Genomic DNA, 23,393 nt, shown 5'->3' on the forward strand with positions numbered 1-23,393 from the left:
GGTACTGCGTCTCAAGACGTGGGAGAGTAGGTCACCGCCAGACCTGGCGAACGACATCTAAACGTATCTCTGAAACGATACAAAACACCCCCGCCAGAAATGGCGGGGGTGTTCGTGTGTTTGCCTTTTGCCTCGCTGTATGGATCTGGCACCGTCTTCCCGCCCGAACCCCGCTTGCGCATCGCGAACGTATCGCGGTCGGTCGCCCGTGGATGGCGGTTGGCTCCCACCTCGGCTAGCCTTCGGGCAAATCACCGGAGGCCCATGCCATGTTCCTGTCCGTGCTCGAACTCTTCAAGATCGGGATCGGCCCGTCCTCGTCGCATACGATGGGCCCGATGACGGCGGCCCGGCGGTTCGCGGCCGCGCATCTCGACGGGCAGGCGTCCGATCTCGGGGTCGAGGTCACGCTTTGGGGCTCGCTCGCCTATACCGGCAAGGGGCATGCCACCGATACGGCCGTGCTGCTGGGGCTGGCGGGATTCGAGCCCCGCCATTTCGACCGCGACGCGGCCGACGCCGTTCTCGCCCGGCTCAATGGCGACCAGATCCTCGGCTGCCATGACGGGGTGCAACGCGCGCTCGACCCCGAAGCGGCGGTCGTCTTCGCACGGGGCAAGAAGCTGCCCGGCCATACCAATGCCCTGACTTTCCGAACCTTTTCGCCCGAGGGCGAGACGCTGGCCGAGGAAACCTGGTACTCCATCGGCGGCGGCTTTGTCTTGCGCGATGACGAGATGGCGGCTGCAGCGGACGCGCCCGATACGGGCAGCCCGGTCCCGTTCCCCTTTTCCTCGGCGGCCGATCTGCTGGCGATGGCCACGGAAAGCGTCCTGTCGGTCAGCGAGATGAAACTTCGCAACGAGCTGTCGCGCCATGACGCGGTGTTCCTCTGGTCCGAGCTCGACGCCATCGTGGATGCCATGCGCCTGTGCATGGATCGCGGGCTGCGCGCGCAGGGCACCTTGCCGGGCGGCCTTAACCTCGACCGGCGGGCGCGCGGGCTGGCGTCGGGCGGCGATGCGACCGGCTTGCCCCATGCCGCGTTCGAGAAAGTCGCCGCCTATGCCGTCGCCGTCAACGAGGAAAACGCGGTCGGTGGCCGGGTCGTCACCGCGCCCACCAACGGCGCGGCGGGCATCGTTCCGGCGGTCATGCGCTACGCAGTCGAGGCGCTCGGCATCGGCTGGGACGACGTGAGGCTGCGCCGCTACCTGCTGACGGCGGCGGCCATCGGCGGGATCATCAAGACCAACGCCTCGATCTCGGGGGCCGATTGCGGGTGCCAGGCCGAGGTCGGCTCGGCCTCGGCCATGGCGGCGGCTGGGCTGACCGAGCTTCTTGGCGGCACGCCGCCACAGGTCGAGAACGCCGCCGAGATCGCGCTCGAGCATCACCTGGGCATGACCTGCGACCCGGTCCGTGGACTGGTGCAAGTGCCCTGTATCGAGCGCAACGGAATGGGCGCCATAAAGGCGATCACGGCGGCCGCGCTCGCGATGCGGGGCGACGGGCGGCATTTCATATCGCTCGACGACTGCATCGCGGCGATGTTGCAAACCGGGCGCGACATGCACGATAATTACAAGGAAACCAGCCTCGGCGGGCTGGCCGTCAATCACCCCAATTGCTGATCCACGTCTCCGCGGCCGATCAGCGTCAGCACCCGGCGGATCGCGGCCTCGTAGCCCTCGATCCCCAACCCGGCGATCACGCCCTCGGCCCGCGCCGAGACGAAGGAGTGGTGGCGAAAGCTCTCGCGGCGGTGGATGTTCGAGATATGCACCTCGATCACCGGCCCCTCATAGGCCGATAACGCGTCGAGTATCCCGACCGAGCTATGGGAATAGGCGCCGGGATTGATCACGATCCCCGCGGCCGTTCCGCGCGCGTCCTGGATCGCGTCGATCAGCGCGCCTTCGTGATTGGATTGCACGGCGCGCAGGTCGACCCCCTCGGGCAGGAGCGCGCGGCACCGCCTTTCGACATCGGCCAGCGTCTCCGCGCCGTAGATCTCGGGTTCGCGCTGTCCCAGCAGGTTCAGGTTCGGACCGTTGATCAAGAGGATCGTCTGCATGGGATGGGCCTGCCGGGGTCGGGTGAATCGTGCCGCAGCCTAGCGCGCCGTGGCCGGATCGGGAATGCCCGCCAGCATCCCGGCGACCAGATCGGGTAGCGCCGCGTGATCGTCGAAGAGCGCGTCATGCGGCAGATCGCGCGGTGCGGCCTTGCGATAGCCGCCGGTGAAGAGGAGAAAGGGCACGCTTGCGGCCCGCGCCGTCTCGGCATCGGTTTCGCTATCCCCCACGAAAAGGCAGGGCCCTTTGCCCAACGCCTCCAGCGCGGCGCGTAACGGCGCGGGGTCGGGCTTGCGCACCGGCAGCGTGTCGCCCCCGATGGAGACCTCGAACCGGCGCGCCAGATCGAACGCGTCGAGCACGGCGGCCAGCGGGCCGACCGGCTTGTTCGTGCAGATGCCCAGCCTGTGGCCCGCGGCGCGCAACGCGTCGATCGCCTCGACCGCGCCCGGATAGGCCCGCGTCAGCCCGGTTGCGCCCTCGTAGGCGTCGATGAAGGTTGCGAGCAGCGCCGGGTGGGCGGCGGCATCGATCCCCCGCGCGGCGCGCATTCGCGCGACGAACTGATCGGCACCCGACCCGATGAAGCCGGTGGCCTCGCCAAGGCTCAGCGGCGCGGGGCGGGGGGCGGGCAGTGTGGCGAGGGCGGCATTGCCGGCGGCGCAGATATCGGGCGCCGAATTCAGCAGCGTGCCGTCGAGGTCAAAGACGATGCGGGCCATGGACGGGCTCAGGCCATCGTTCCGGTGGCACCTTCGGCGGCACGGCGGAGCGCGGCGATGTTGCGCCCATAGGCCTCGGGCGCATCGACCGAGCCGCCGCGAAACACCGCGCTGCCCGCGACCAGCGCATCGGCGCCGGCTCGTGCGACCCGCGGCGCGGTCTCGGGGGTGATCCCGCCATCGACCTGGATATGAACGGGCCGGTCCCCGATGGCCGCGCGCAGCGTCGCGATCTTGTCCGTCAGATCGATGAAGGACTGCCCGCCGAAGCCGGGGTTCACCGTCATCACCAGCACGAGGTCGACGAGGTCGAGCAGATGCATTGCGGCTTCGGCCGGGGTGGCGGGGTTGAGCGCCACCCCCGCCGTCATCCCCGCGTCGCGGATCGCCTGAACCGTGCGGTGGATATGCGGTCCGGCCTCGACATGGGCGGTCAGCCGGTCGGCCCCCGCATCGGCAAAGGCCGCGATATAGGGATCGACCGGCGCGATCATCAGGTGGACGTCCATCAGCGTTTTCACGTGGGGGCGGAACGCAGAGACGGCCTGCGGGCCGAAGGTCAGGTTCGGGACGAAATGCCCGTCCATCACGTCGATATGGACCCAATCCGCGCCCTGATCCTCGACGGCGCGGATCTCGGCGCCGAAATCGGCGAAATCGGCCGAAAGGATCGAGGGGGCGATCCTGATGCGGCGGTCGAAGGACATGGGCAGGCTCCGGTTCGATGCGGCTGACCCCCTGATAGGCGAGCGCGGGGCGAAGGTTAAGAGCGCTCGGCGCAGGGGGCCGCGATGCGCGGGACGCGGGCCTCGGGATATGGGTATTTGGGAAAGAGAAGATTCGGTGCAGGGGCGTCGGTCGGCTCAGCCGATCTCGGCGCCGCCGATGACGGTGCGGATCAGCGCGAGCTCGCCGTCGAAGATCGCGAGATCTGCCCGCGCGCCCGGCCGCAGGCGTCCGCAATCGGCCGCGCCGATCCAGTCGGCGGGCAGGGTCGACAGGCGGCGCGACGCCTCGGCCAGCGGCAGGCCGATGGATACGAGGTTGCGCAAGGCCCGGTCCATCACCAGCGCCGATCCCGCCAGCGTGCCGTCGGGCAGGCGCATGGCCCCCTGTGCGCGGGTCACGGTCTGCCCGCCGAGGTGATAGGTGCCGTCGGGCATCCCCGCGCCGGCCGTCGCGTCGGTCACGCCGTAGAGGTTGGGGATGGCCCGTCGGGCGGCGAGGATCGCGCCTGCCTCGACATGGATCAGGTCGGGGATGATCTCGGCCCAGTCGGCATGGGCGAGGGCCGCCCCCGCCAACCCGTTGCCGCGATGGCTGATGCCGCTCATCGCGTTGAAGAGATGCGTGGCGCCCGCACCGCGCGCGAATCCCGCGCGGGCGCAGGCGTGATCGCAGAGCGAATGGCCCATCTGCGCCTTGATCCCCAGCCGGTCGAGCGCGTCCATGAGCGCGCCGTCGGCGTCGATCTCGGGGGCGAAGGTCATGATGATGACCCGCGCACGGGCGGCCCAGGCCTCGATCTGCGCGATATCGGGATCGCGGGCATGGGGCGGTTGCGCACCGAGCTTGCCGGGGTTGATGAAGGGCCCCTCGAGATGCGCGCCCAGCACGCGCGCACCCTGCGGCTCGGGTCTTTGCATGACCGCGGCGACCGCGTCGAGAAACGCCTCGGTCTGCGCGTCGGGCGCCGTGACCGATGTCGCGGCAAGCGCCGTCGTGCCGTGGCGGGCATGGGTGCGGACGGCGCGGCGCAGCGCCTGCTCGCCCTCCATCATGTCGGCGCCGCCGCCGCCGTGATTGTGCAGATCGACGAAGCCCGGCAGGATATGGGGCGCCCGCGGGGCGTCCGTCGGCGCCCCCTCGATGGCTTCGATCGTCGCGCCGAGATGGATCTCGCCCGCGCGCCAGCCGTCGGGCGTCAGGATGGAACCTTCGATCTTCATGACATCTCCGTTACGAAATCCCAGCGGTCGCCGCGAAAGGTCGAGCGCGTGAACTCGACCGCGCGATCGCCCGCGGCGTATCCGACCCGCGTGACAAGCAGCCCCGGCGCGCCGGGCGCCACGTCGAGCAGGGCGGCCAGCGCCGCGTCGACGGCGACCGCGGTCAGGCGCTGGACCGCGCGCACCGGCCGAAGCCCATGCGCGGCCATCGCGGCGTAAAGCGAGGTTCCGACCGCGCCGGGATCGGGCAGCGCCTCGGGCAGCACGGTCGATGCCTCGACCGCCAGCGGTTGCCCGTCGGCGGTGCGCAGCCGCGTGATCCGCGTCACCGGATGGCCGGGCGTCAGCCCGAGGCCCAGCACCTCGTCGGGCGTCGCGATGCCGGTGCCGCTGCTGACGACGCGCGATCCGGCGACCATGCCGCGCGCGGCCACGTCCTCGGAGAACGAGGTGAGCCGCGCCGTGGGACGCAACCTCTGTCTTGTGACGAAGGTGCCCGCCCCGCGCCTTTGCTCCACCAGCCCCGCGCGGCTCAGCCGGTCGAGCGCCTTGCGCACCGTCACGCGCGACAGGCCATGCGTCTCGGCCAGCACCCTTTCGGGTGGCAGCGCGGCGCCCGGCGCGATCTCGCCCCGCTCGATCTCGCGCGCGAGGCGGTCGGCCAGCGCGCGGTAAAGCGGTTGCGCCTCGGGATGGGGGCCGGGCTGTCGCATCAGGCCCGCAACCCCGTCCGGGCCGCTTGCCAGCCGCGCCAGCCGGGGGGCGGCGTCGGCCCGGCCGGGGCGGGGGCGATGGCCTCGCCGCGCCAGCCGCGCGCGGCCATCAGCGCCAGACCGTCCAGCGCGCCGCCCTGCGGCGGTGTCAGCCGGGCGGCCAGCCGGTGCGGCAGGCGCGGGGCGACGACCGGGGCGAGCCCGCCGAGCAGCGCCAGCGGCCCCGCGGGCGCCACGGCATCGACCGCGCGCGTCAGCTCGGCGATCGCGTCCGACAGGATGGCGCCCGCGACGGGGCACCCGTTTTCGGCCTCTTCGACCACGGCCGGGGCGAGCGTGGCGAAAGTCGTCGCGGTCGCGCCCGAAAGCCATGACTGGATCGCGTCGAACCCGCCGCCCACGATCCCCGCCAGCCGGGGGCAAAGCGTCCCGCCCTCGATCTGCCGCCCGTCAAGCCATTGGCTGAGCGCCGTGACCGCGCGCCGCCCCATCCACGCTCCGCCGCCCTCGTCGCCGATGGCGAAGCCCCAGGCGCTGGCGCTGCTCACCGCGCCGTCGTCCCCCAGTGCAAAGGCGGCGACGCCGGTCCCGACGGCAAGCGCGGTGCCCGGTCGGCCGGCATGGGCGCCGACCAGCGACGCGAACCCGTCGGTGACGATGACGATCTCGGTGCAGTCGAACGGGTCGGTCGCGCGGAACTCGGCCTGGCGCGCGGGGCTGCGGCCCCCGGCAAGCCCGCACCACAGCCGCGGGGCGCGCGGCGCCGGACCCGGCGCGCAGGCGCGGGCCAGCGCGTCGGCGATGCTGTTCCAGGATAGCGCCACGCCCAGCGTCAGGCTGGCCGGTCCGGCCGTCGCCTCGCCGGCGATGGTGCCGTCGGGGGCCACGAGGCGCAGCCGCGAGCCGGTGCCGCCGCCGTCGACCAGTGCAAGAAATCCGCCATCGCTCATCCGGGCGCTCCGTCCTTGGCGGGAAAGGTATGGCCCGCGAGCATGGCCCGCAATACCAAAGGCGAAAGCGGTAGGGACAGGCGCGATAATGGTATTGCGTCGGGTATGGTCTGCGATGATCCTGACCGAACCCGCCCCGATTCGTCACCCCCAGAGGATTGCATGACAACCGAAACCGTGAGCCCCCGTTTCGCCGGCCTCGATCTCTGGCCGACCGACGAGGCCGTCGCGGCATTGGTCGAGGGGCAGCTCGGCGCGGCGGCCGCCGTGCGCGCGGTGCAGGCCGATCTCGCCCGCGCGGTGGATGCGGCGGCGGCGCGGCTGGCCGATGGCGCGGGGCGGCTCGTCTATTGCGGGGCCGGGGCCTCGGGGCGGATCGCGGTTCAGGACGGGGTCGAGCTGTTTCCGACTTTCGGCTGGCCCGATGCGCGGCTCGTCTATCTCATGGCGGGGGGCGACGCGGCGCTGGTGCGCTCGATCGAGGGGGCCGAGGACGATGCCGGCGTCGCCCGCAGCATCGACGATCTGGGGCTCGGGCCGTCCGATGTGCTGGTCGCCGTCGCGGCGAGCGGGCGCACGCCCTATGCGCTGGCCGCCGCCGGGGCCGCCCATGCGCGCGGCGCGCTGACCGTGGGGCTGTTTAACAACCCCGGCGCGGCGCTGGCGGGGGCGGTCGCCCATCCGATCGCGCTGGACACGGGGGCCGAGGTTCTTGCAGGCTCGACCCGCATGGCGGCGGGCACGGCGCAGAAGATCGCGCTCAACGTATTCTCGACGGCGCTGATGGTGCGGCTGGGGCGGACCTATTCCAACCTCATGTCGCATCTCGCCTCGTCGAACGCCAAGCTCGACGAGCGGCGCGTCGAAATCCTGCGCCGGATCGTGCCGGCCGAGGACGCCGCGGCGCGGGCCGCGCTGGCGCAGACGGGCGGCGATATCGGGACGGCGGCTCTTGTCCTGACGGGCGAGGATCGCGAGGGGGCAAAGGCGCGGATGGCGCGCCATGGCGGCGTTCTGCGCGCCGCACTGGCCGAGCCGCAATAAGACGCGCGCACGGCGCGGGAACCAAAGGGAGAGAGACAAGATGAAACCGACGATGTTCACCACCACGGCCGGGCTGGCGTTGTGCCTCGGGGCGGGCGCCGCGCTCGCGCAGGAGGTCACGCTGACGGTGGAAAGCTGGCGTTCCGAGGATCAGGCGATCTGGAACGACACGCTGATCCCGGCCTTCGAGGAAAAGCATCCCGACATCAATATCGAGTTCACGCCCACCGCGCCCACCGAGTACAACGCCGCGCTCAACGCCCGGCTCGAGGGCGGCACGGCGGGCGATCTCGTCACCTGCCGGTCCTTCGACGGCTCGCTGCCGCTTTTCAACAAGGGTCAGCTTGCCGATATCTCGGATCTTGACGGGCTGTCGAACTTCCCGGATTTCGCGCGGGCGGCGTGGTCGACCGATGACGGCGCGTCCACCTTCTGCGTGCCGATGGCCTCGGTCATCCACGGCTTCATCTACAATGCCGACGCCTTTGCCGAGCTCGGCCTCGAAGAGCCAGAGACGGTCGACGAGTTCTTTGCCGTGCTCGACGCCATCAAGGAGGATGGCAGCTATATCCCGCTCGCTATGGGCAGCGCCGACCAGTGGGAAGCGGCGACCATGGCCTATACCAATATCGGCCCGAACTACTGGAAGGGCGAGGAGGGGCGCCAGGCGCTGATCGACGGCACCGCTGCCTTTACCGATCCGCAATTCGTCGCCCCCTACGAGCAGATGGTGCGCTGGACCGACTACATGGGGCCGGCCTACCAGGCGCAGGGCTATTCCGACAGCCAGAACCTGTTCACGCTGGGCCGCGCGGCGATCTACCCCGCCGGCAGCTGGGAGATCACGGGCTTTACCGAGGCCGCGGATTTCGAGATGGGGGCCTTTCCGCCGCCGGTGCAGAACGCGGGCGATACCTGCTATATCTCGGACCACACCGATATCGGGCTCGGCATGAACGCGGCGACCGACCATCCCGAAGCCGCGCGCACCTTCCTCGAATGGGTGGCAAGCCCCGAGTTCGCCGAGCTCTATACCAACGCGCTGCCCGGCTTCTTCTCGCTGTCGGATGCCCAGTTCGAGGTCGACAACCCGCTCGCGCAAGAGTTCATCGAGTTCCGCGAGAACTGCGAAAGCACCGTGCGCGTCGCCTCGCAGATCCTGTCGCGCGGCGAGCCGAACACCTGGAACAACATGTGGGTTCTTTCGGCCAACGTGCTGAACGACGCCGCCACCCCCGAGGAGGCGACGGCCGAGCTTCAGCAGGGTCTCGCAAGCTGGTACGAGCCCCAGCAGAACTGAGCCGCAGCCCGGCCCCGCCGCATCGCGCAGGGGCCGGGCCCTCACCACGCGCCCAGCCAGGAGCGGCCCTTGACCGACGTGATAACCGACACCGTCGAGCGGCGCCCGACGCCGCGGCGCAAGCGTCGCCTCGGCGGCCGGACCCATATCGTCGTGTTCCTCGCGCCCGCGGTGCTGATCTATACCGTCTTTTCCATCTATCCGCTGATCGAGTCGCTGCGCCTGTCGCTTTTCGACGGGCTCGACGACGGCTCCGCCGTATGGACGGGGCTCGGCAATTACACGACGCTCTTGTCCGATCCGAACTGGGCGGTGCGGTTCTGGAACGCCCTCTGGAACAACCTGATCCTGTTTTTCATCCACATGGTCGTGCAGAACCCTCTGGGCCTGTTGCTGGCGGCGCTGCTGTCGCTCGCGCCGCGCTTTGCGGGGGCGTATCGCACGCTGATCTTCGTGCCGACCCTGCTCTCGGTCGTCATCGTCGGCTTCGTATGGGAACTGATCCTCTCGCCGCTCTGGGGCGTGGCGCAGACCATGCTGGGCGCGGTCGGGCTGGGTTGGCTCTATGCGCCGTGGCTGGGGCTGGAAAGCTCGGCGCTGACGGCGGTATCGCTGATCTCGGTCTGGCAATATGTCGGCATCCCGATGATGCTGATCTATGCCGCGCTGCTCTCAATCCCCGACGAGCTTCTGGACGCGGCGCGGGTCGACGGGCTGTCGGGCGTGGCGATCTTCTGGAAGGTCAAGCTGCCGCTCATCCTGCCCACGCTCGGGATCGTCGCGATCCTGACCTATATCGGCAATTTCACCGCGTCCTTCGACCTGATCTATTCAATCCAGGGCGTGCTCGGGCCGCCGGATTATTCGACCGACATCATGGGCACGCTCATGTTCCGCACCTTCTTCGGGCAGCAGACCCAAATCGGCGACATCCACATGGGCGCGACCGTGGCCAGCATGATGTTCTTCATCATCCTGATCGGGGTGACGATCTACCTCGTCGGCGTGCAGCGCCGCCTGACCCGCTACGAGATGTGAGGATCGCCGCGTGACCCAAACCGCCCCGCCCGAGACCCGACGCTCGCGCCGCGGCCGTTCCAGACGCACGGGCGCCGCGGCGGGCGTGCACCTCGTGCTCGCGGGCTACACGCTGATCGCGCTGTTTCCCGTCGTGCTGGTGGTGATGAACAGTTTCAAGAACCGGCGGGGCATCTTCGGCGATCCGCTGGGACTGCCCGACGCCCGGAGCTTCAGCCTCGAAGGTTATGCGACCGTGCTGGGAGAGGGTAATTTCGCGCTCTATTACGGCAACTCGCTGATCGTCACCGTCGCCTCGCTTTTCCTGATCCTGCTTCTGGGCGCCATGGCGGCACATGCGCTGGCCGAGTACCGGTTCCGGCTGAACACGCTTCTGGGGATCTACATGATCCTCGGCATCATGGTGCCGATCCGGCTGGGCACGGTGGCGATCCTTCAGCTCATGGTCGATCTGGATCTCGTCAACACGCTGCTGTCGCTCATCCTCGTCTATACCGCGCAGGGGCTGCCCATCGCGGTGTTCATCCTGTCGGAGTTCATGCGCACGCTCAGCCGCGACATCAAGGATTGCGCCCGCGTCGACGGGCTGTCGGAATACCGCATCTTCTTCGAGGTCGTGCTGCCGCTGATCCGCCCCGTGCTGGCGACGGTCGCGGTGTTCTCGATGATCCCGATCTGGAACGACCTGTGGTTCCCGCTGATCCTCGCCTCGTCGGATGCCACCAAGACCGTGACGCTGGGCGTGCAGCAATTCATCGGGCAATACACCGTGAACTGGAGCGCGGTGCTCGCCTCGCTGTCCATCGCCATCCTGCCGGTACTGGCGCTCTATGCCATCTTCTCGCGCCAGCTCATCGCCGGGATCACCTCGGGCGCCGTGAAAGGATAGATCCATGTCGCAACTCGTCCTGCGCAAGGTCCGCAAGAGCTTTGGCCGCATCGACGTCATCCATGGCGTCGATCTCGAGGTGCGCGACGGCGAGTTCGTGGTCTTCGTCGGGCCGTCGGGCTGCGGGAAATCGACGCTCTTGCGGATGATCGCCGGGCTCGAGCCGATCTCGGGCGGCGAGATCGCCATCGGCGACGAGGTGGTGAACGACATCGCCCCCGCCGACCGGGGCATCGCGATGGTGTTTCAGAGTTACGCGCTCTACCCGCACAAGGACGTCTATGGGAACATGGCCTTTGCCTTGCGTCACGCGGGCGAGGACAAGGCGGTGATCGACAAGCGCGTGCGCCACGCCGCCGATATTCTTGGGCTCGAGCCGCTGCTCAAGCGCAAGCCCAAAGAGCTTTCGGGCGGGCAGCGTCAGCGCGTGGCCATCGGGCGCGCCATCGTCCGCGACCCCGAGATATTCCTGTTCGACGAGCCGCTGTCCAATCTCGACGCGGCGCTGCGGGTGCAGATGCGGGTCGAGATCCTGCGCCTGCACAAGCGGCTCAAGACGACGATGATCTACGTCACCCACGACCAGGTCGAGGCGATGACGCTGGCCGACCGCATCGTCGTCCTGCGCGACGGCCGGATCGAACAGGTGGGCACGCCGCTCGAACTCTATCATCACCCCGAGAACCGGTTCGTCGCGGGGTTCATCGGCAGCCCCAGGATGAACTTTCTGCCCGCCGCGCGCGACGGGCAGGGCCATGTCACCGCCGCCGGGTCACGCCCCCTCGATCTGCCGGTCGAGCCGGGCAGCGACGTGGTCGAACTGGGCATCCGCCCCGAGCATGTCGGGCTCTGCGCGGCGGGCGAGGGCCATCTGACCGGCGAGGTCCTGGTGGCCGAGCGTCTGGGCGGCGAGACGTTCCTCCATGTCGATCTGGGCGAGCCCGAGCCGTTCGTCGTGCGCGCCGATGGCTCGGTCACGCAGCAAAGCGGCGAGAGCGTCGGCCTGCGCTTGCGCCCCGAAAGCCTGCATGTCTTTGACGGCGAGGGCCGCGCGCACCCGCATCGCGAGCGCCACGCCTTGATCGCGTGAGGGGGTTCGACCGGGCGGCGGCGCTGCTCGACGCCGCGGTGTCGGCCGGACGGATTCCCGGCGGCGTGCTGGCGGCCCGCGACCAGGGCGGCGCACGGCGTTACCATTTCACGGGCCATGCCAGCCTGCTGCCGACACGCCGCACGATGACGCGCGACACGGTGTTCGACCTCGCGTCGCCCACCAAGGTGCTGTTCACCACGAGGCGCATCCTCGACCATGCCGAGGCGGGGCGGATCGCGCTCGACGCGCCGCTGGGCACGGTGCTCGACGATGCCGCGGGCGCCGTGCGGGGGGTGAGTTTCGCCGATTGCCTGGCCCATCGCACCGGCTTTCCCGCGACATGGCCGCTTTACGCGCGGGGCGACGGTCCGGCGGCACTGCGAGCCTTCGTTCTGGGGCAGGACTGGCCGCGCGGCGATCCGGTCTATTCCGACCTCAACTTCATCCTGCTGGGCATCGCGCTCGAACGGATCGAGGGGCGGTCGATCCTGTCCATGCCGCCCCGCGCGGGGCTGACCTTTGCCCCCGATCCGGCCGATTGTGCCGCGACCGAGGCCTGCCCCTGGCGCGGGCGCATCCTATGCGGCGAGGTGCATGACGAGAACGCCTTTGCTCTCGAAGGTGCAGGCCATGCCGGGCTTTTCGGAACGGCGGCGGCCGTGCTGGCGGCGGGCGAGACGCTGCTCGACCTCGGACCCGACCATCCCGAACGGCGGCGCATGTCGGCGCGTCGCGGCATAGGGTGGGAGGCCCGCCATGACGGCTGGCCGGGCGGGGACGGGGCGTCCGAGGCGGCGCGGGGTCACACCGGCTTTACCGGCACGGGGGTCTGGGTCGATCCCGCGCGGGGGCTCGCCTGGGCGCTGCTGACCAACCGCGTGCATCCCTCGCGCCATGCCGAGAGCGGCATCGACGCGCTGCGCCGGGCGGTTGGCGACGCGCTGACCTCGGGCGCGCCCTAGAAGCTGAAGGCCCGCCGGATGCCGAACTTGACCGTGAACTGGTCGTTGTCGCCATTCGCGATCACGTCGCTAGGATGCGCATGTCCGGTGAGATTGTCATAGCGCAGCGCGCCCTCGAGCGCGAGCTTGTCGGTCAGGCGATATTCCATCCCCGCCTCGAGCCCGATACTGACCAGACCGCCATCGGGCTGGTAGAACTTGTAATCCGGCCCGATCTCGGAGGTCGAGATGCCGAAATAGGTCTGGTTGTAGTCCTCGTCGCCGAACAGAACGCGCGGGCCCAGCGTCAGCGTCATGCGGTCCGAGGCGCGGTAGATGGCATCGCCGCCCACCTCGACCACGAAACCTTCGTGCCCGCCGAAACCGCGGCGCAGATCGGCAAAGACCGACAGGTTCTCGCCCTCGTAGCCCAGCCCGAACCCGACCTCGAGCGTGGCGTCGATATCGTCCAGCGTGCCGACATCCTCACGTTCCGAGATGTACCGGAACGACCCGCGCAACGACAGGCCCTCGCCGGGCGCGAAGGGATCGGGGTCGCCAAAGCTGCGGCCATTGCCGAAATTGAGGAAATGCAGCTTGAAGCCGAGGCTGGGGCCGAACTCGTAATCGTCGCTGCCGAAATATTCGGGCGCCGCCTTGACCCCGCCGAGCACCGAGAACACCAGCCGCGGCGCGGGCGGCACCGACTTCGGGGCAGGGGTATAGACCATCGTCTCGGGAAGCGGCTCGAGCATCCCGGCGGCAAGCACCGGCCCCGAAACGAGGGCGCCCGTGGTGGCGAGAAGGATGGCGAAACGGGTCATGGAAACCTCGGGCTTCGGGCGCGCCGCGCGCGCGTGGCTCTTGATCCCGCTTCTAGGCAGTTTGCGTGGTGCGGGACACGGGCGGCGGCGTTTCCCGCGGGATCGTGGCCGAAACGCCTCAGGTGGCCGCGTCACCCGTCGCGCGGATCGGCGGCCAGCAAGCGCGCGACCAGCCCCGAGACGGCCAGCGCCCGGCCCTCGGGGTGGTAGAACGATCCCTTGACCTGCCGCGCGGCGAGGGCGCGAAAGAAATCCCGCGCGAGGGGGGCATCGACGGGGTCGGGCGCGGCCCAGAACCGGTCTAGTCCGCCCTGGTGGGTCAATCCCGGCACGTCATAGACCGCCCGGCCCAGCGCGCAGACGGGAATACCCGCGCCGATCGCGGGGATCGCGGCGGTGGAGTTGATCGTGACCGCCCCCTTTGCACCGCGCAACCAGGCGCGCAGATCGCCGCCCTTGATGCAGGCGACCCGGTCCGGGACGCCCATCTCGCGAGCGATCCCCGTGGTCAGGTCGGGCCAGCGCTCGGCCCCGTTGTCGAGCGGATGGCGCTTGACGACCAGATGGTGCCCGGCGGGGGCATGGGCCGCAAAGGACGCGAGCACATGGCGCAGGAACGCCTCGGGGGTGGGAAACCCGGCGCCCTGCCGCACCTGGTAATCGCTGAAAAGTTGAAGAAGCACAAGGTGATAGGTCACGGCCTCGGCGCTCAGCCGCGCCGACAGCCCGTCGGCGCGCCGCGCCTCATGGGGCCCGCGCGCCCAGGTGCGAAACGCGGCCGGCGCCTGCGCGATCAACCCGTTGGGCCGATCGGCGCGAAACCCCGGATAGAGCGGCCGCCCGAGGGTCTCGAGCGCCTGCCACGCGATCTCGGTGGCGATCTCGCGCGCGGGGCTGTGGGTATGGCGCACGACGAAATCGGGGTCGGGCTGCCCGCGGGCCAGGGTGCGGATCGCGTGGGGATCGCGCGGAAAATCCGAGAACGCCCCCATCCCGCCACGCTCCAGCACCAGCCAGTCGGGGCGGAAATAGCCGAACTCGACCACCCAGGGCAGGGCCCCATGCCGCCCCGCGACCGCCTGCGCGGTGCGGTGATAGGGATGCGCCTCGCCGTGATAGAGGATGTCGGTGATCCCCTCGCGCGCGACCAGCGCGTCGAGCCAGCCCTCCCACCGCTCGAGCCGCCCGCGATAGGACCGCGCGCCTTTCGGCCCCCAATGCGCGGCATCGGCCAGCGACAGCGCGACACGCCGCACGGGGCAGCCCTCGGCCTCGAGCGCGCGCGCGAGCGCGGGCCAGAGCGGCGAGGCATGGCCGCGCAGGAACAGGAACCGCCGGGTGCGCGCGCTCATCCCGCGGACACCGTGCTGGCGGCATGGCGGGGCAAAAACTTTGCACGGGGGCGTGACGGGGCTGTGACAGGGATCACAAATGCCATTACGGTAGCGGTCCAATCATGCGGTGCCGGACGTGAAGACAGGGGCCGGAAGGGGAAAAGGCCGCGATGCGGCCGTCGCGTCCAGTTTCGGGGAATTGCGCTTGAAGATCCAAGGGAAAGATCCTGCCGCCGTCGCGGTATTGGGCTATGCCTGCCGGCTGCCCGGCGCCGACAGCGTCGCGGAGGCGTGGGACGTGCTGCGCGAGGGGCGGTGCACGGTCTCGGAAATCCCCGAGGATCGCTGGACCTCGCTGCGCTATCTCGACCCGTCGGGCGCGAACAGGGGGCGGTCGCTCGTGCGCGCGGCCGGGATCGTCGAGGATGTCTGGAGCTTCGACGCCAACCTCTTCGGGATCTCCCCGCGCGAGGCCGAGGGGATGGACCCGCAGCAGCGCATGATGCTCGAGGTGGCGCATCGCGCGATGGATCACGCGGGGGTCGACCCCCATGCGCTCGAACCCGCGCGGGTGGGCGTCTATGTCGGCGCCTCGAACCCCGATCACATGACCATCGCGATGCTCGATCCGCGCCGGATCGACGCGTTCTCGGGGCTGGGCAATACGCTGTCGCTGCTGTCGAACCGCATCTCGTATCACTGGAACTTCCATGGACCGAGCTATACCGTCGACACGGCCTGCTCTTCGGCGATGGTCGCGCTCGACCGGGCGCGGCGCGATATCGCGGATGAGCTGATCGACACGGCCATCGTCGGCGGGGTGAACGCGCTGCTCTCGCCCATGGCCTTCGTCGCCTTCAGTGCCGCGGGCATGTTGTCGCCCAGGGGGCTCTGTCGCGCCTTTGCCGAGGATCCCGATGGCTATGTCCGCGCCGAGGGGGCGGTGGCCTTTGTGCTGCAACGCGAGGATGTCGCCCGCGCGGCGGGGCGGCGGGTGCGCTCGATCCTCGCGGGCACCGGCGTGTCGACCGATGGCCGGACGGTGGGCGTCGCCGTCCCGTCCGAGCGGCGGCAGGCCGATCTCGTGGCCTCCGTGCTGGCCGCCGCGCGGGTCGCACCCGACGAACTCGCCTTTGCCGAGGCGCATGGCACGGGAACCGCCGTGGGCGACCCGCGCGAGGCGTTGTCGCTCGGCCGCTCGGTCGGAATGCAGCGCGACCGGCCGCTTCCCATCGGCTCGGCCAAGTCCAATTTCGGTCATCTCGAACCGGCCGCAGGGCTGCTGGGGCTGCTGAAATGCCAGCTTGCGCTGGAGCATGGGCTTTTGCCCGCGACGCTTCACGCGGAAACCCCGAACCCCGAGATCGACTTTGCCGGGCTGAACCTCTCGGTGGCCCAGGCGCCTATCGAGATCGCCGCGCGGGGCCGCCCCTGGGCGGGGCTGGTCAATTCCTTCGGCTTCGGCGGGGCCAATGCGACCGCCGTGCTGACACAGCCGGGCGCGCAGCCGGTCGCGGCGGGGCGTGTCCCGATGCCGCCTGCGCTGATGCTGTCGGCGGGATCGCCCGCATCGCTCGAGCGCTTGGCGCGGGCCTGGCGCGACCGGGCAGCCACCGTGCCCGAGGGTCTTGCGGGGGCCGTCGCGGGGGCGAACCGCCATATCGGACGGCTGCGCCACCGGCTCGTCGCGCCCGCGGGCGACGCGGATGCGCTGGGCGTCGCTCTGACCGGCTGGCTCGATGGTGAGAGCGGCCCGCGCGCGCCCGTGCGCCGGGCCGAGGCGGTGGGGCGCGACGCGCCCGTGGCCTTTGTCTTTTGCGGCAACGGCGCGGTGCACGAGGGCATGGCGCGCGAGATATACGAGGGCGACCCGATCTTTGCCGCCACCATCGCCGAGATCGCCGATCTGGCGGGGCCGATCGAGGGGCGCGGCCTCGTCGATCACCTGTGCGCCCCCGAGGATGGCGCCTATCGCGGCGGGCTGGTGGCGCAATCGCTTCTCTTTGCGGTGCAGATGGGCCTGGTCGAGGCGATGGCGGCGCGGGGCCTGCGCCCCGGCGCGGTGCTGGGCCATTCGGCGGGCGAGATCGCGGCCGCCACGGTCGCGGGCCACCTGTCGCGGGACGAGGCGCTGGGCCTGATCCGCACGCGCTGCGCATCGGTCGAGGCCCTGCGCGGGCAGGGGGGCATGGCGGCGCTGGGCGTCGGGCGCGCCGCCGCGCAGGGCCTGATCGACCGGCTGGGCCTCGCGCTCGAGATCGGGGCCGAGAACGCGCCCGACAACGTTACGCTGACCGGTCCCGTGCCCGCGCTCGAAACCGCCCTGCGCCGCGCGCGGGCCGATGGCATCGCGGGCAAGCTGCTCGCGATGGATTACCCCTATCACAGCCGGTTGCTCGACCCGTCCGAGGCGATGTTCATGGCCGGGCTGCCCGCCTTCGGGCAGACGCCGCCGCGCGCGGCCGATGCCCCGGCCTTCGTCTCGGGGTGGCAGGGGGCAATGGCGGTCGAGCCGCTGCGCGGGGCCTATTGGTGGGGCAATACCCGCAACCCGGTGGCGTTTCGCGACGGGATGCAGACGCTGATCGACCAAGGCTATCGCATCGCGGTCGAGATCGGCCCCCGGCCGGTGCTGCAACGCGACATGCGCGATTGTTTCGCGGCGCAGGGCGAACGCGCGGCGGTGATCGCAACCCTGCGCGAGGGGGCGGGCGGGCCGAGCGACGCCGTTTCTTTCGTGCGCTCGGCGCTCGCCGCGGGCGGGCGCGTGGACGAGGACGTCGTGCTCGGCCCCGCGCGGCCGTTCACCGGCGATCTGCCGGATTACCCGTTCGACCGGCAGCTCTATCACCACCTTTCGCCCGGGATGCTGCTTCTTCCGGGGCGGGCGGACGATCACCCGTTCCTCGGTTGGCAGGACCGCCAGGACGATCTGCACTGGACGGGCAGCCTGTCGCTGGCGCGGATGCCGTGGCTTGCCGATCATGTCGTACAAGGCGAGGTCTGGTTGCCCGGCACCGCCATTCTCGTCGCGCTGACCGAGGCCGGGCGCCGCGCGCTGGGCCGCGACAGGGTCGAGCTGCGCAATCTCGAGATCCTGCAATCCGTCCGGCTCGAGCCCGCGCGCGAACAAGCCACCCGCGTCACCTGGGAGCCGGGCGCCCGCCGCCTGACATTCTCGGTCGAGACGCAGGGCGGGTGGAGCCTCGTCGCCGTGGCCTCGGTCTGGACGCTGGCCGATCCCGCGCCACCCCCGCTTGTTCTCGCAGAGGGCGACCAGGACGCCGCGCCGATCTACGATGCGCTTTGCCGCGCGGGGCTCAACTTCGGGCCGGCCTTCCGGCTACTCGATCGCGGTCACGTCGATGGCGATACCTGCGACGCGTGGCTCGGGGCCGACGCCCCCGAGACGGCCGAGCGCCGGATGGCGGTGCTCGACGCGCTGCTGCACGCGGTGAGCCCGCTGCTCGAGGGGACCGATCTGATCGTGGACCGGCCGACCGTTCCGCGGCGTTACGGCCGGGTCCGGCAATTCTCGGATGCCATGCCCCGCGCCATCCGGATCCGCCTGCTCAGCGTCTGGGAGGACGGGCTTTGCGCGGATGCGAGCCTCGTCGATGCCGAGGGGCGGGTCGTGCTCACCATCGAGGAGTTGCGCGGGCAGGTGCTGGGGCGCGGGGACGCCGCCCTGCGCGATCTGTGGGACGAGGTCGAGATCCCCTGCGCGGGGCAGGCCGCCCCCGTGCTGGGCCCCGCCGTCGCGGAAAGCCGTGCGCCCGCAGACGCGCCGCCCGGCGATCTCGCCATCCTGCGCCGTGCCATCGGGCATCGCATGGCCTGGGACCGGCTGACCGGGGCGCTGTCTGGCCAGGGTGATGCCGACGGGGCGGCGGGCGTCGCGCTCGACCTGCTCATGAGCGTGGGCGCAGCCCGGATGGACGCGGATGGCATGCCCGAACTGGCGCAGACACCGCCTTGGCCCGATCTCGATACGCTAGCCCATCTGCTCGCCCGGCAGGAACCGGGCGCCGCGCTCGAGCTGCGCGCCGCGCTCGATCGGCCGGGCGACGCGACAGCCGCCCGCCCCGCCCCGGACCGGCGTCTCGCGCAACGGGCCGCGCGGCTCCTGCGGGCGGTCGGGGAGGCGCCGCCGCGCTGGATCGTGCTTGCCGGTGATGTCAGCGTGGCGCTGCTCGCTGCCGCGCAGGGGCTCGGCGCGCATGTCACGGTGGCCGCGCCGGATGCGGGGGCGCTCGATCTGCTGCGGGGGCGGCTGCATGGCGCCCAAGGCGTCCGCTTTGCGACGCTCGACGCGCTTGCGGGGCGCGCGGATCTGCTGGTCGGTGTCGACCTGGCCCGCGGCTGGGCCGTCGATGCGGCCGAGCGTCTGGCCGCGCTGGTCGCGCCGGGCGGCGAGATCCTGACCCTCGACGAGGCGCCGGACGCCTTCGCGCTGATGACGGGGCGCCACGGCTCGGCCGGTTCGGTCGACCGGCTCGCGGCGGGGATCGCACGCGCGGGGCTGACGCTCGATCTCGGGGCCGACCGCGATAACGGCGCGATCCTGATCGGGCACGGCGTCGCGCCCGAGGCGCCCCGCTCGGCCCCGCCGGCCTTCGAGATATCCGGCACGGGGCCGCTGGCCGAGGCGCTGGGCCGCGATGGCACGGGCGATCCGGTGGCTCGCGTTGCCGTGGTGCCCGGCACCGCGGGCGTCGCGGCCGCGCTGGAACGGGCGCGCGCCTTTCTGGCCGAGACGCCACCGGACCGGCCCGCATGGATCGTGGCGGAATGCGATGCGGTCGTCGCCGCCGAGCTGACCGGATGGCGGCGCGTGGCCGTGAACGAGCTGGGTCGCGATCTGCGCGTGGCAAGCGTCGCGCCCGGCGGCGACCCGTCGCTTTTGCGCCGCGCGATGGCAGAGGGCCGCGAGCACGAGATCCGCGTCGAGGGCGCGACCTGCACCACCCCGCGCGCGATCCCGCTGCCGGACGCCCCGGACGGCCACGAGGCACGCCGCCTCGTCGTCGCCCGGCGCAGCGCCGCGCTGGATGGGCTGCGGTGGCGCGCGATCCCGCGCCGCGCCCCCGCGCCGCACGAGGTCGAGATCGCCGTGGCGGCCACCGGCCTCAATTTCCGCGACGTGATGTGGGCGCAGGGGCTCTTGCCGCAGGATGCGCTCGAGGGCGGGGCGGCGGGTACCGCGCTGGGGCTGGAATGCGCCGGCGTCGTGCTGCGCGCGGGCGATGCCTCGGGGTTCGCGCCCGGCGATCGCGTCATGGCGCTGGGGGCGCATGGTTTCGCCAGCCATGTCACGCTGCCGGCGGATAGCTGCGGGCGGCTGCCCGAGTGGCTCGACTTCGAACAGGCCGCGGGCATCCCCGTGGTCTTTCAGACCGCCGATTACGCGCTGCGCGACGTGGCGCGGCTCGCACCCGGCGAGACCGTGCTGATCCATGGCGCGGCGGGCGGCGTGGGGCTCGCCGCCATCCAGATCGCGCAGGCCATCGGGGCGCGCATCCTCGCCACCGCCGGCAGCCCGGCCAAGCGCCGCTATCTCTCGGGCCTGGGCGTGGCGCAGGTTTTCGACAGCCGTTCCCTGGCGTTCGAGCGCGCGGTGAAGGAGGCCACGGACGGCGCGGGGGTCGACGTGGTGCTGAACGCGCTCGCAGGCGAGGCGATGGAGCGCAGCATTGCCTGCCTCGCCCCGTTCGGGCGGTTCCTCGAACTGGGCAAGCGCGATTTCGTCGCCGATACGCCCATCGGGTTGCGCGCGCTGCGGCGCAACATCAGCTATCACGCCATCGACCTCGATCAGCTTGCGGCGCTGCGCCCCGAAAGGGTGCGCCGCGTGATGGAGCGTGTCTGCGCGGGCTTCGTCGAAGGGTCGCTGACCCCGCTGCCGGTCGAGGTCTTTCCCGCCGAGGATGCCGAGACCGCTTTCCGGCACATGCAGCGCGCGGGCCATCTCGGCAAGCTGGTGATCCGCGCGCCCGAGCCGCCCCCCGGCAACCCCGCGCGACCCGAGGCCCGCGCCCTTGCCGGGCGCTGGCTGATCGTGGGCGGGACGCAGGGTTTCGGCCTTGCCACGGCCGAATGGCTGGCGGCGCAGGGCCCTTGCGAGCTGTGGCTGGCCAGTCGCGGCGGGCGGATCGACGAGGCGGGGCGCGCGCGGCTGGCGCAGGCCGGGGCACGGGTTCATGCCGTGTCGCTCGACGTCACGGACAGGGATGCGGTGGCCGCGCTTGGCACGCGGATCGCGACGCAGGCGGGGCCGCTCGACGGGATCGTTCACGCCGCCATGGTGCTGCATGACGGGATCCTTGCCACGCTGGACGATGCCGCGATGGCGCCGGTTCTGCGCGCCAAGCTCGACGGTGCCGAGGCGCTGGCCGCGCTGGCCGATGCGCAGGACGTGGGGCATTTCTGGCTCTATGCCTCGGTCGCGGGGCGGTTCGGCAATCCGGGCCAGGCGCCCTATGCCGCCGCGAACCGCGCGCTCGAGGCCATGGCCCGGACCCGCCGGGACGCCGGCAAACCCGCGCTGGCCGTGGCCTGGGGGCCCATCGGCGATACCGGCTACCTGTCCCGCACGCCCGATGTGGCGAAACACGCCGACAGGCTCGGGCCGTTGATGTCGGCGCGTGATGCGTTGGACCGGTTGGGCGGTGTCCTCGCCACGCGGCCTGACCTTGCCACCGTCACCATCGCGCCGGCAAGCTGGGGGCGGGTGGCCAAGGGGCTCGGCGTGCTGCGCGGTCCGCTTTTCGATCTCGTGGACATGCGGGGCGGCGCGGCGGGCGAGGCCACGCTCGACCTGGCGGCGATGGTGGCCGGGATGGGCGAGACGGCGGCGCGCAAGGCCGTGCTCGACATGCTGGTGATCGAGACGGCGCGCATCCTGCACATGACCCCCGAAGAGATCGACCCGCTCCGCCCGCTCGAAGAGATGGGTTTCGACAGCCTGCTGGCGATGAGCCTCAAGCTGACCATCGAGGACCGGATCGGGGCGCCTCTCTCCGGGTCCGGGATGCGGGCGGGGCTGAACCTTACCCATCTCGTGCGCGCACTGTTCGAGGGCGCGCGGGGCGATGGCGCATTGGCCGAAGAGGCGGCTTTCGTCGGGCGCAACGTGGTCGCGGACGAGGTGGACGAACGCCAGCGCGCCGCGATCCTCGACGAGGTCGAGACGGCGGTGGATCTCTATGCCGAAACCGACTGATCCGGGCGCATCGGACACCATGGCGCGGCTGCGCGCCGAGGTGGGCGTCGCGGGTCGCGCGGCCGCGCCCGAGCCGCCTGCCGATCCGACGCGGTTCGACACGCTGCCCGCCTTTCGCCAGTTCAAGCTGATCGAGGCCGCGGGCAAGGCGCTGGGTCTGCGCTCGCCCTATTTCCGGCAGGCCGAGGCGGTCGACGGGCCGCGCGTTCGGATCGGCGGCCGCTGGATCACCGGCTTTGCCAGCTACGACTACCTGTCGATCAACCGCTCCCCCGCCATCGCCGAGGCCGTGGCCGCGGCCGCGCGCGACTGGGGCGGGTCGGCCACCGGGTCGCGCATCGGCGGGGGCGAATGCACCTATCACGAGGCGCTCGAGACCGCCCTGGCCGCGTTTCTGGGCACCGAGGCCGCGCTGACCTTCGTATCGGGCCATGCCACGAACGAGGCGATCCTGCGCACGCTCACCGGGCCCGGCGACCTGATCGTGATGGACGAGCTGTGCCATAATTCGATCTACGAGGGCGCGCGCGCCTCGGGCGCGGCCTGGATCACCTTTCCGCATAACGACTGGGCGAGGGCGGCGGCGCGCCTGTCCGAGATCCGGCACCGCCACGACCGCGCCCTCGTCATCGTCGAGGGGCTTTACTCGATGGATGGCGACACGCCCGACCTTGCCCGCTTTGTCGAGTTGAAACGGGAACACCGCGCCTGGCTGATGGTGGACGAGGCCCATTCCATCGGCGTGCTGGGCGCGACCGGCCGCGGGCTGTGCGAGGCGGCGGGCGTGTCGCGCGATGCTATCGACATCACCATGGGCACTTTGTCGAAATCCCTCAGCGCCTGCGGCGGCGTGGTCGCGGGCCGCCGCACGCTGATCGACCTGCTCAGGCACGCGGCGCCGGGATCGGTCTATTCGGTGGCGATGGCGCCCTCGGTCGCCGCGGCCGCGCGCGCCGCGCTCGCGCTGATCGAGGCCGAGCCAGAGCGGCTGGCCCGGCTTGCCGCCAACGGTCGGCATTTCCTTGCGACGGCGCGGCGGCTCGGGCTCGATTGCGGCACGGCCCAGGGCCATGCCATCGGCATCGTCATGGTGGGCGACTCGCTGCGCGCCGCCCGCGCGTCCGACGCGCTGTTCGCGCAGGGATACGCCGTGACCCCGGTGTTGGCTCCCGCGGTGCCCGACCGGGCCGCGCGGCTGCGACTGTTCCTGACCGCCGACCACCGACCCGAGCAGATCGACGACGTGCTGACGCGGATCGCCCGGCTGCTGGACGACCCCGCATGAGCGGCACGGCA

17 protein-coding genes are annotated in these 23,393 nt (G+C 71.0%); 9 read left to right on the plus strand and 8 right to left on the minus strand.

Annotated elements, in window-relative coordinates:
• Positions 1 to 269 precede the first annotated feature (269 nt).
• Complete coding sequence (locus E2L08_RS02290; protein ID WP_133395447.1) at positions 270 to 1,634, plus strand: L-serine ammonia-lyase; 1,365 nt, start codon at positions 270 to 272, stop codon at positions 1,632 to 1,634.
• On the opposite strand, the gene aroQ is transcribed toward E2L08_RS02290, so the two are convergent.
• From aroQ to E2L08_RS02320, 6 genes are all read right to left on the minus strand, one after another.
• The gene (aroQ, locus tag E2L08_RS02295; RefSeq protein ID WP_133395448.1) at positions 1,619 to 2,077 is read right to left on the minus strand and encodes a type II 3-dehydroquinate dehydratase; all 459 of its coding nucleotides are present in this window, start codon (positions 2,075 to 2,077) and stop codon (positions 1,619 to 1,621) included. The genes E2L08_RS02290 and aroQ overlap by 16 nt on opposite strands.
• 39 nt (positions 2,078 to 2,116) lie before the next feature.
• Positions 2,117 to 2,800 carry a phosphoglycolate phosphatase gene (gene gph, locus E2L08_RS02300; protein WP_133395449.1) on the minus strand — a complete coding sequence of 228 codons (684 nt, stop codon included), beginning with the start codon at positions 2,798 to 2,800 and terminating at the stop codon, positions 2,117 to 2,119.
• A gap of 8 nt (positions 2,801 to 2,808) precedes the next feature.
• Positions 2,809 to 3,507, minus strand: coding sequence for a ribulose-phosphate 3-epimerase (gene rpe / locus E2L08_RS02305; protein WP_133395450.1), 699 nt, complete (start codon positions 3,505 to 3,507; stop codon positions 2,809 to 2,811).
• Positions 3,508 to 3,663: 156 nt separating this feature from the next.
• Positions 3,664 to 4,749 carry an N-acetylglucosamine-6-phosphate deacetylase gene (locus E2L08_RS02310; RefSeq protein ID WP_133395451.1) on the minus strand — a complete coding sequence of 362 codons (1,086 nt, stop codon included), beginning with the start codon at positions 4,747 to 4,749 and terminating at the stop codon, positions 3,664 to 3,666.
• Complete coding sequence (locus E2L08_RS02315; protein ID WP_133395452.1) at positions 4,746 to 5,462, minus strand: GntR family transcriptional regulator; 717 nt, start codon at positions 5,460 to 5,462, stop codon at positions 4,746 to 4,748. The genes E2L08_RS02310 and E2L08_RS02315 overlap by 4 nt, the downstream gene beginning before the upstream one ends.
• Positions 5,462 to 6,412, minus strand: a complete 951-nt coding sequence (locus E2L08_RS02320) for a glucosamine kinase nucleotide-binding domain-containing protein (RefSeq protein ID WP_133395453.1) — start codon at positions 6,410 to 6,412, stop codon at positions 5,462 to 5,464. Before E2L08_RS02320 ends, E2L08_RS02315 begins: the two co-directional genes overlap by 1 nt.
• Before the next feature lie 162 nt (positions 6,413 to 6,574).
• On the opposite strand from E2L08_RS02320, the gene E2L08_RS02325 reads away from it, so the two are divergent.
• From E2L08_RS02325 to E2L08_RS02350, 6 genes are all read left to right on the plus strand, one after another.
• The gene (locus tag E2L08_RS02325) at positions 6,575 to 7,456 is read left to right on the plus strand and encodes an N-acetylmuramic acid 6-phosphate etherase (RefSeq protein ID WP_133395454.1); all 882 of its coding nucleotides are present in this window, start codon (positions 6,575 to 6,577) and stop codon (positions 7,454 to 7,456) included.
• A 40-nt stretch (positions 7,457 to 7,496) separates the two neighbouring features.
• Positions 7,497 to 8,756, plus strand: coding sequence for an ABC transporter substrate-binding protein (locus E2L08_RS02330; RefSeq protein WP_133395455.1), 1,260 nt, complete (start codon positions 7,497 to 7,499; stop codon positions 8,754 to 8,756).
• Positions 8,757 to 8,834: 78 nt separating this feature from the next.
• On the plus strand, positions 8,835 to 9,794 hold the full coding sequence (locus tag E2L08_RS02335) for a carbohydrate ABC transporter permease (protein WP_240758077.1): 960 nt from the start codon (positions 8,835 to 8,837) through the stop codon (positions 9,792 to 9,794).
• Between the two features lie 85 nt (positions 9,795 to 9,879).
• A complete protein-coding gene (locus E2L08_RS02340) occupies positions 9,880 to 10,683 on the plus strand; it encodes a carbohydrate ABC transporter permease (RefSeq protein WP_240758079.1) in 804 nt (267 codons plus the stop codon).
• Positions 10,684 to 10,687: 4 nt separating this feature from the next.
• Positions 10,688 to 11,773, plus strand: a complete 1,086-nt coding sequence (locus tag E2L08_RS02345) for an ABC transporter ATP-binding protein (RefSeq protein ID WP_133395456.1) — start codon at positions 10,688 to 10,690, stop codon at positions 11,771 to 11,773.
• Entirely contained in the window at positions 11,770 to 12,738 is a 969-nt protein-coding gene (locus tag E2L08_RS02350; protein WP_133395457.1) for a serine hydrolase domain-containing protein, read from the plus strand. Before E2L08_RS02345 ends, E2L08_RS02350 begins: the two co-directional genes overlap by 4 nt.
• On the opposite strand, the gene E2L08_RS02355 is transcribed toward E2L08_RS02350, so the two are convergent.
• A complete protein-coding gene (locus E2L08_RS02355; RefSeq protein WP_133395458.1) occupies positions 12,735 to 13,541 on the minus strand; it encodes a MipA/OmpV family protein in 807 nt (268 codons plus the stop codon). The genes E2L08_RS02350 and E2L08_RS02355 overlap by 4 nt on opposite strands.
• A gap of 131 nt (positions 13,542 to 13,672) precedes the next feature.
• Positions 13,673 to 14,893, minus strand: coding sequence for a capsule polysaccharide biogenesis protein (locus E2L08_RS02360; RefSeq protein WP_133395459.1), 1,221 nt, complete (start codon positions 14,891 to 14,893; stop codon positions 13,673 to 13,675).
• Positions 14,894 to 15,080: 187 nt separating this feature from the next.
• On the opposite strand from E2L08_RS02360, the gene E2L08_RS02365 reads away from it, so the two are divergent.
• Together E2L08_RS02365 and E2L08_RS02370 are read left to right on the plus strand one after the other, a co-directional pair.
• Complete coding sequence (locus E2L08_RS02365) at positions 15,081 to 22,097, plus strand: type I polyketide synthase (RefSeq protein ID WP_168771028.1); 7,017 nt, start codon at positions 15,081 to 15,083, stop codon at positions 22,095 to 22,097.
• Complete coding sequence (locus E2L08_RS02370; RefSeq protein ID WP_168771029.1) at positions 22,081 to 23,382, plus strand: aminotransferase class I/II-fold pyridoxal phosphate-dependent enzyme; 1,302 nt, start codon at positions 22,081 to 22,083, stop codon at positions 23,380 to 23,382. The genes E2L08_RS02365 and E2L08_RS02370 overlap by 17 nt, the downstream gene beginning before the upstream one ends.
• The last annotated feature ends 11 nt before the right edge of the window (positions 23,383 to 23,393 follow it).

It is taken from the genome of Palleronia sediminis, assembly GCF_004358695.1.
Taxonomy (GTDB): Bacteria; Pseudomonadota; Alphaproteobacteria; order Rhodobacterales; family Rhodobacteraceae; genus Palleronia; species Palleronia sediminis.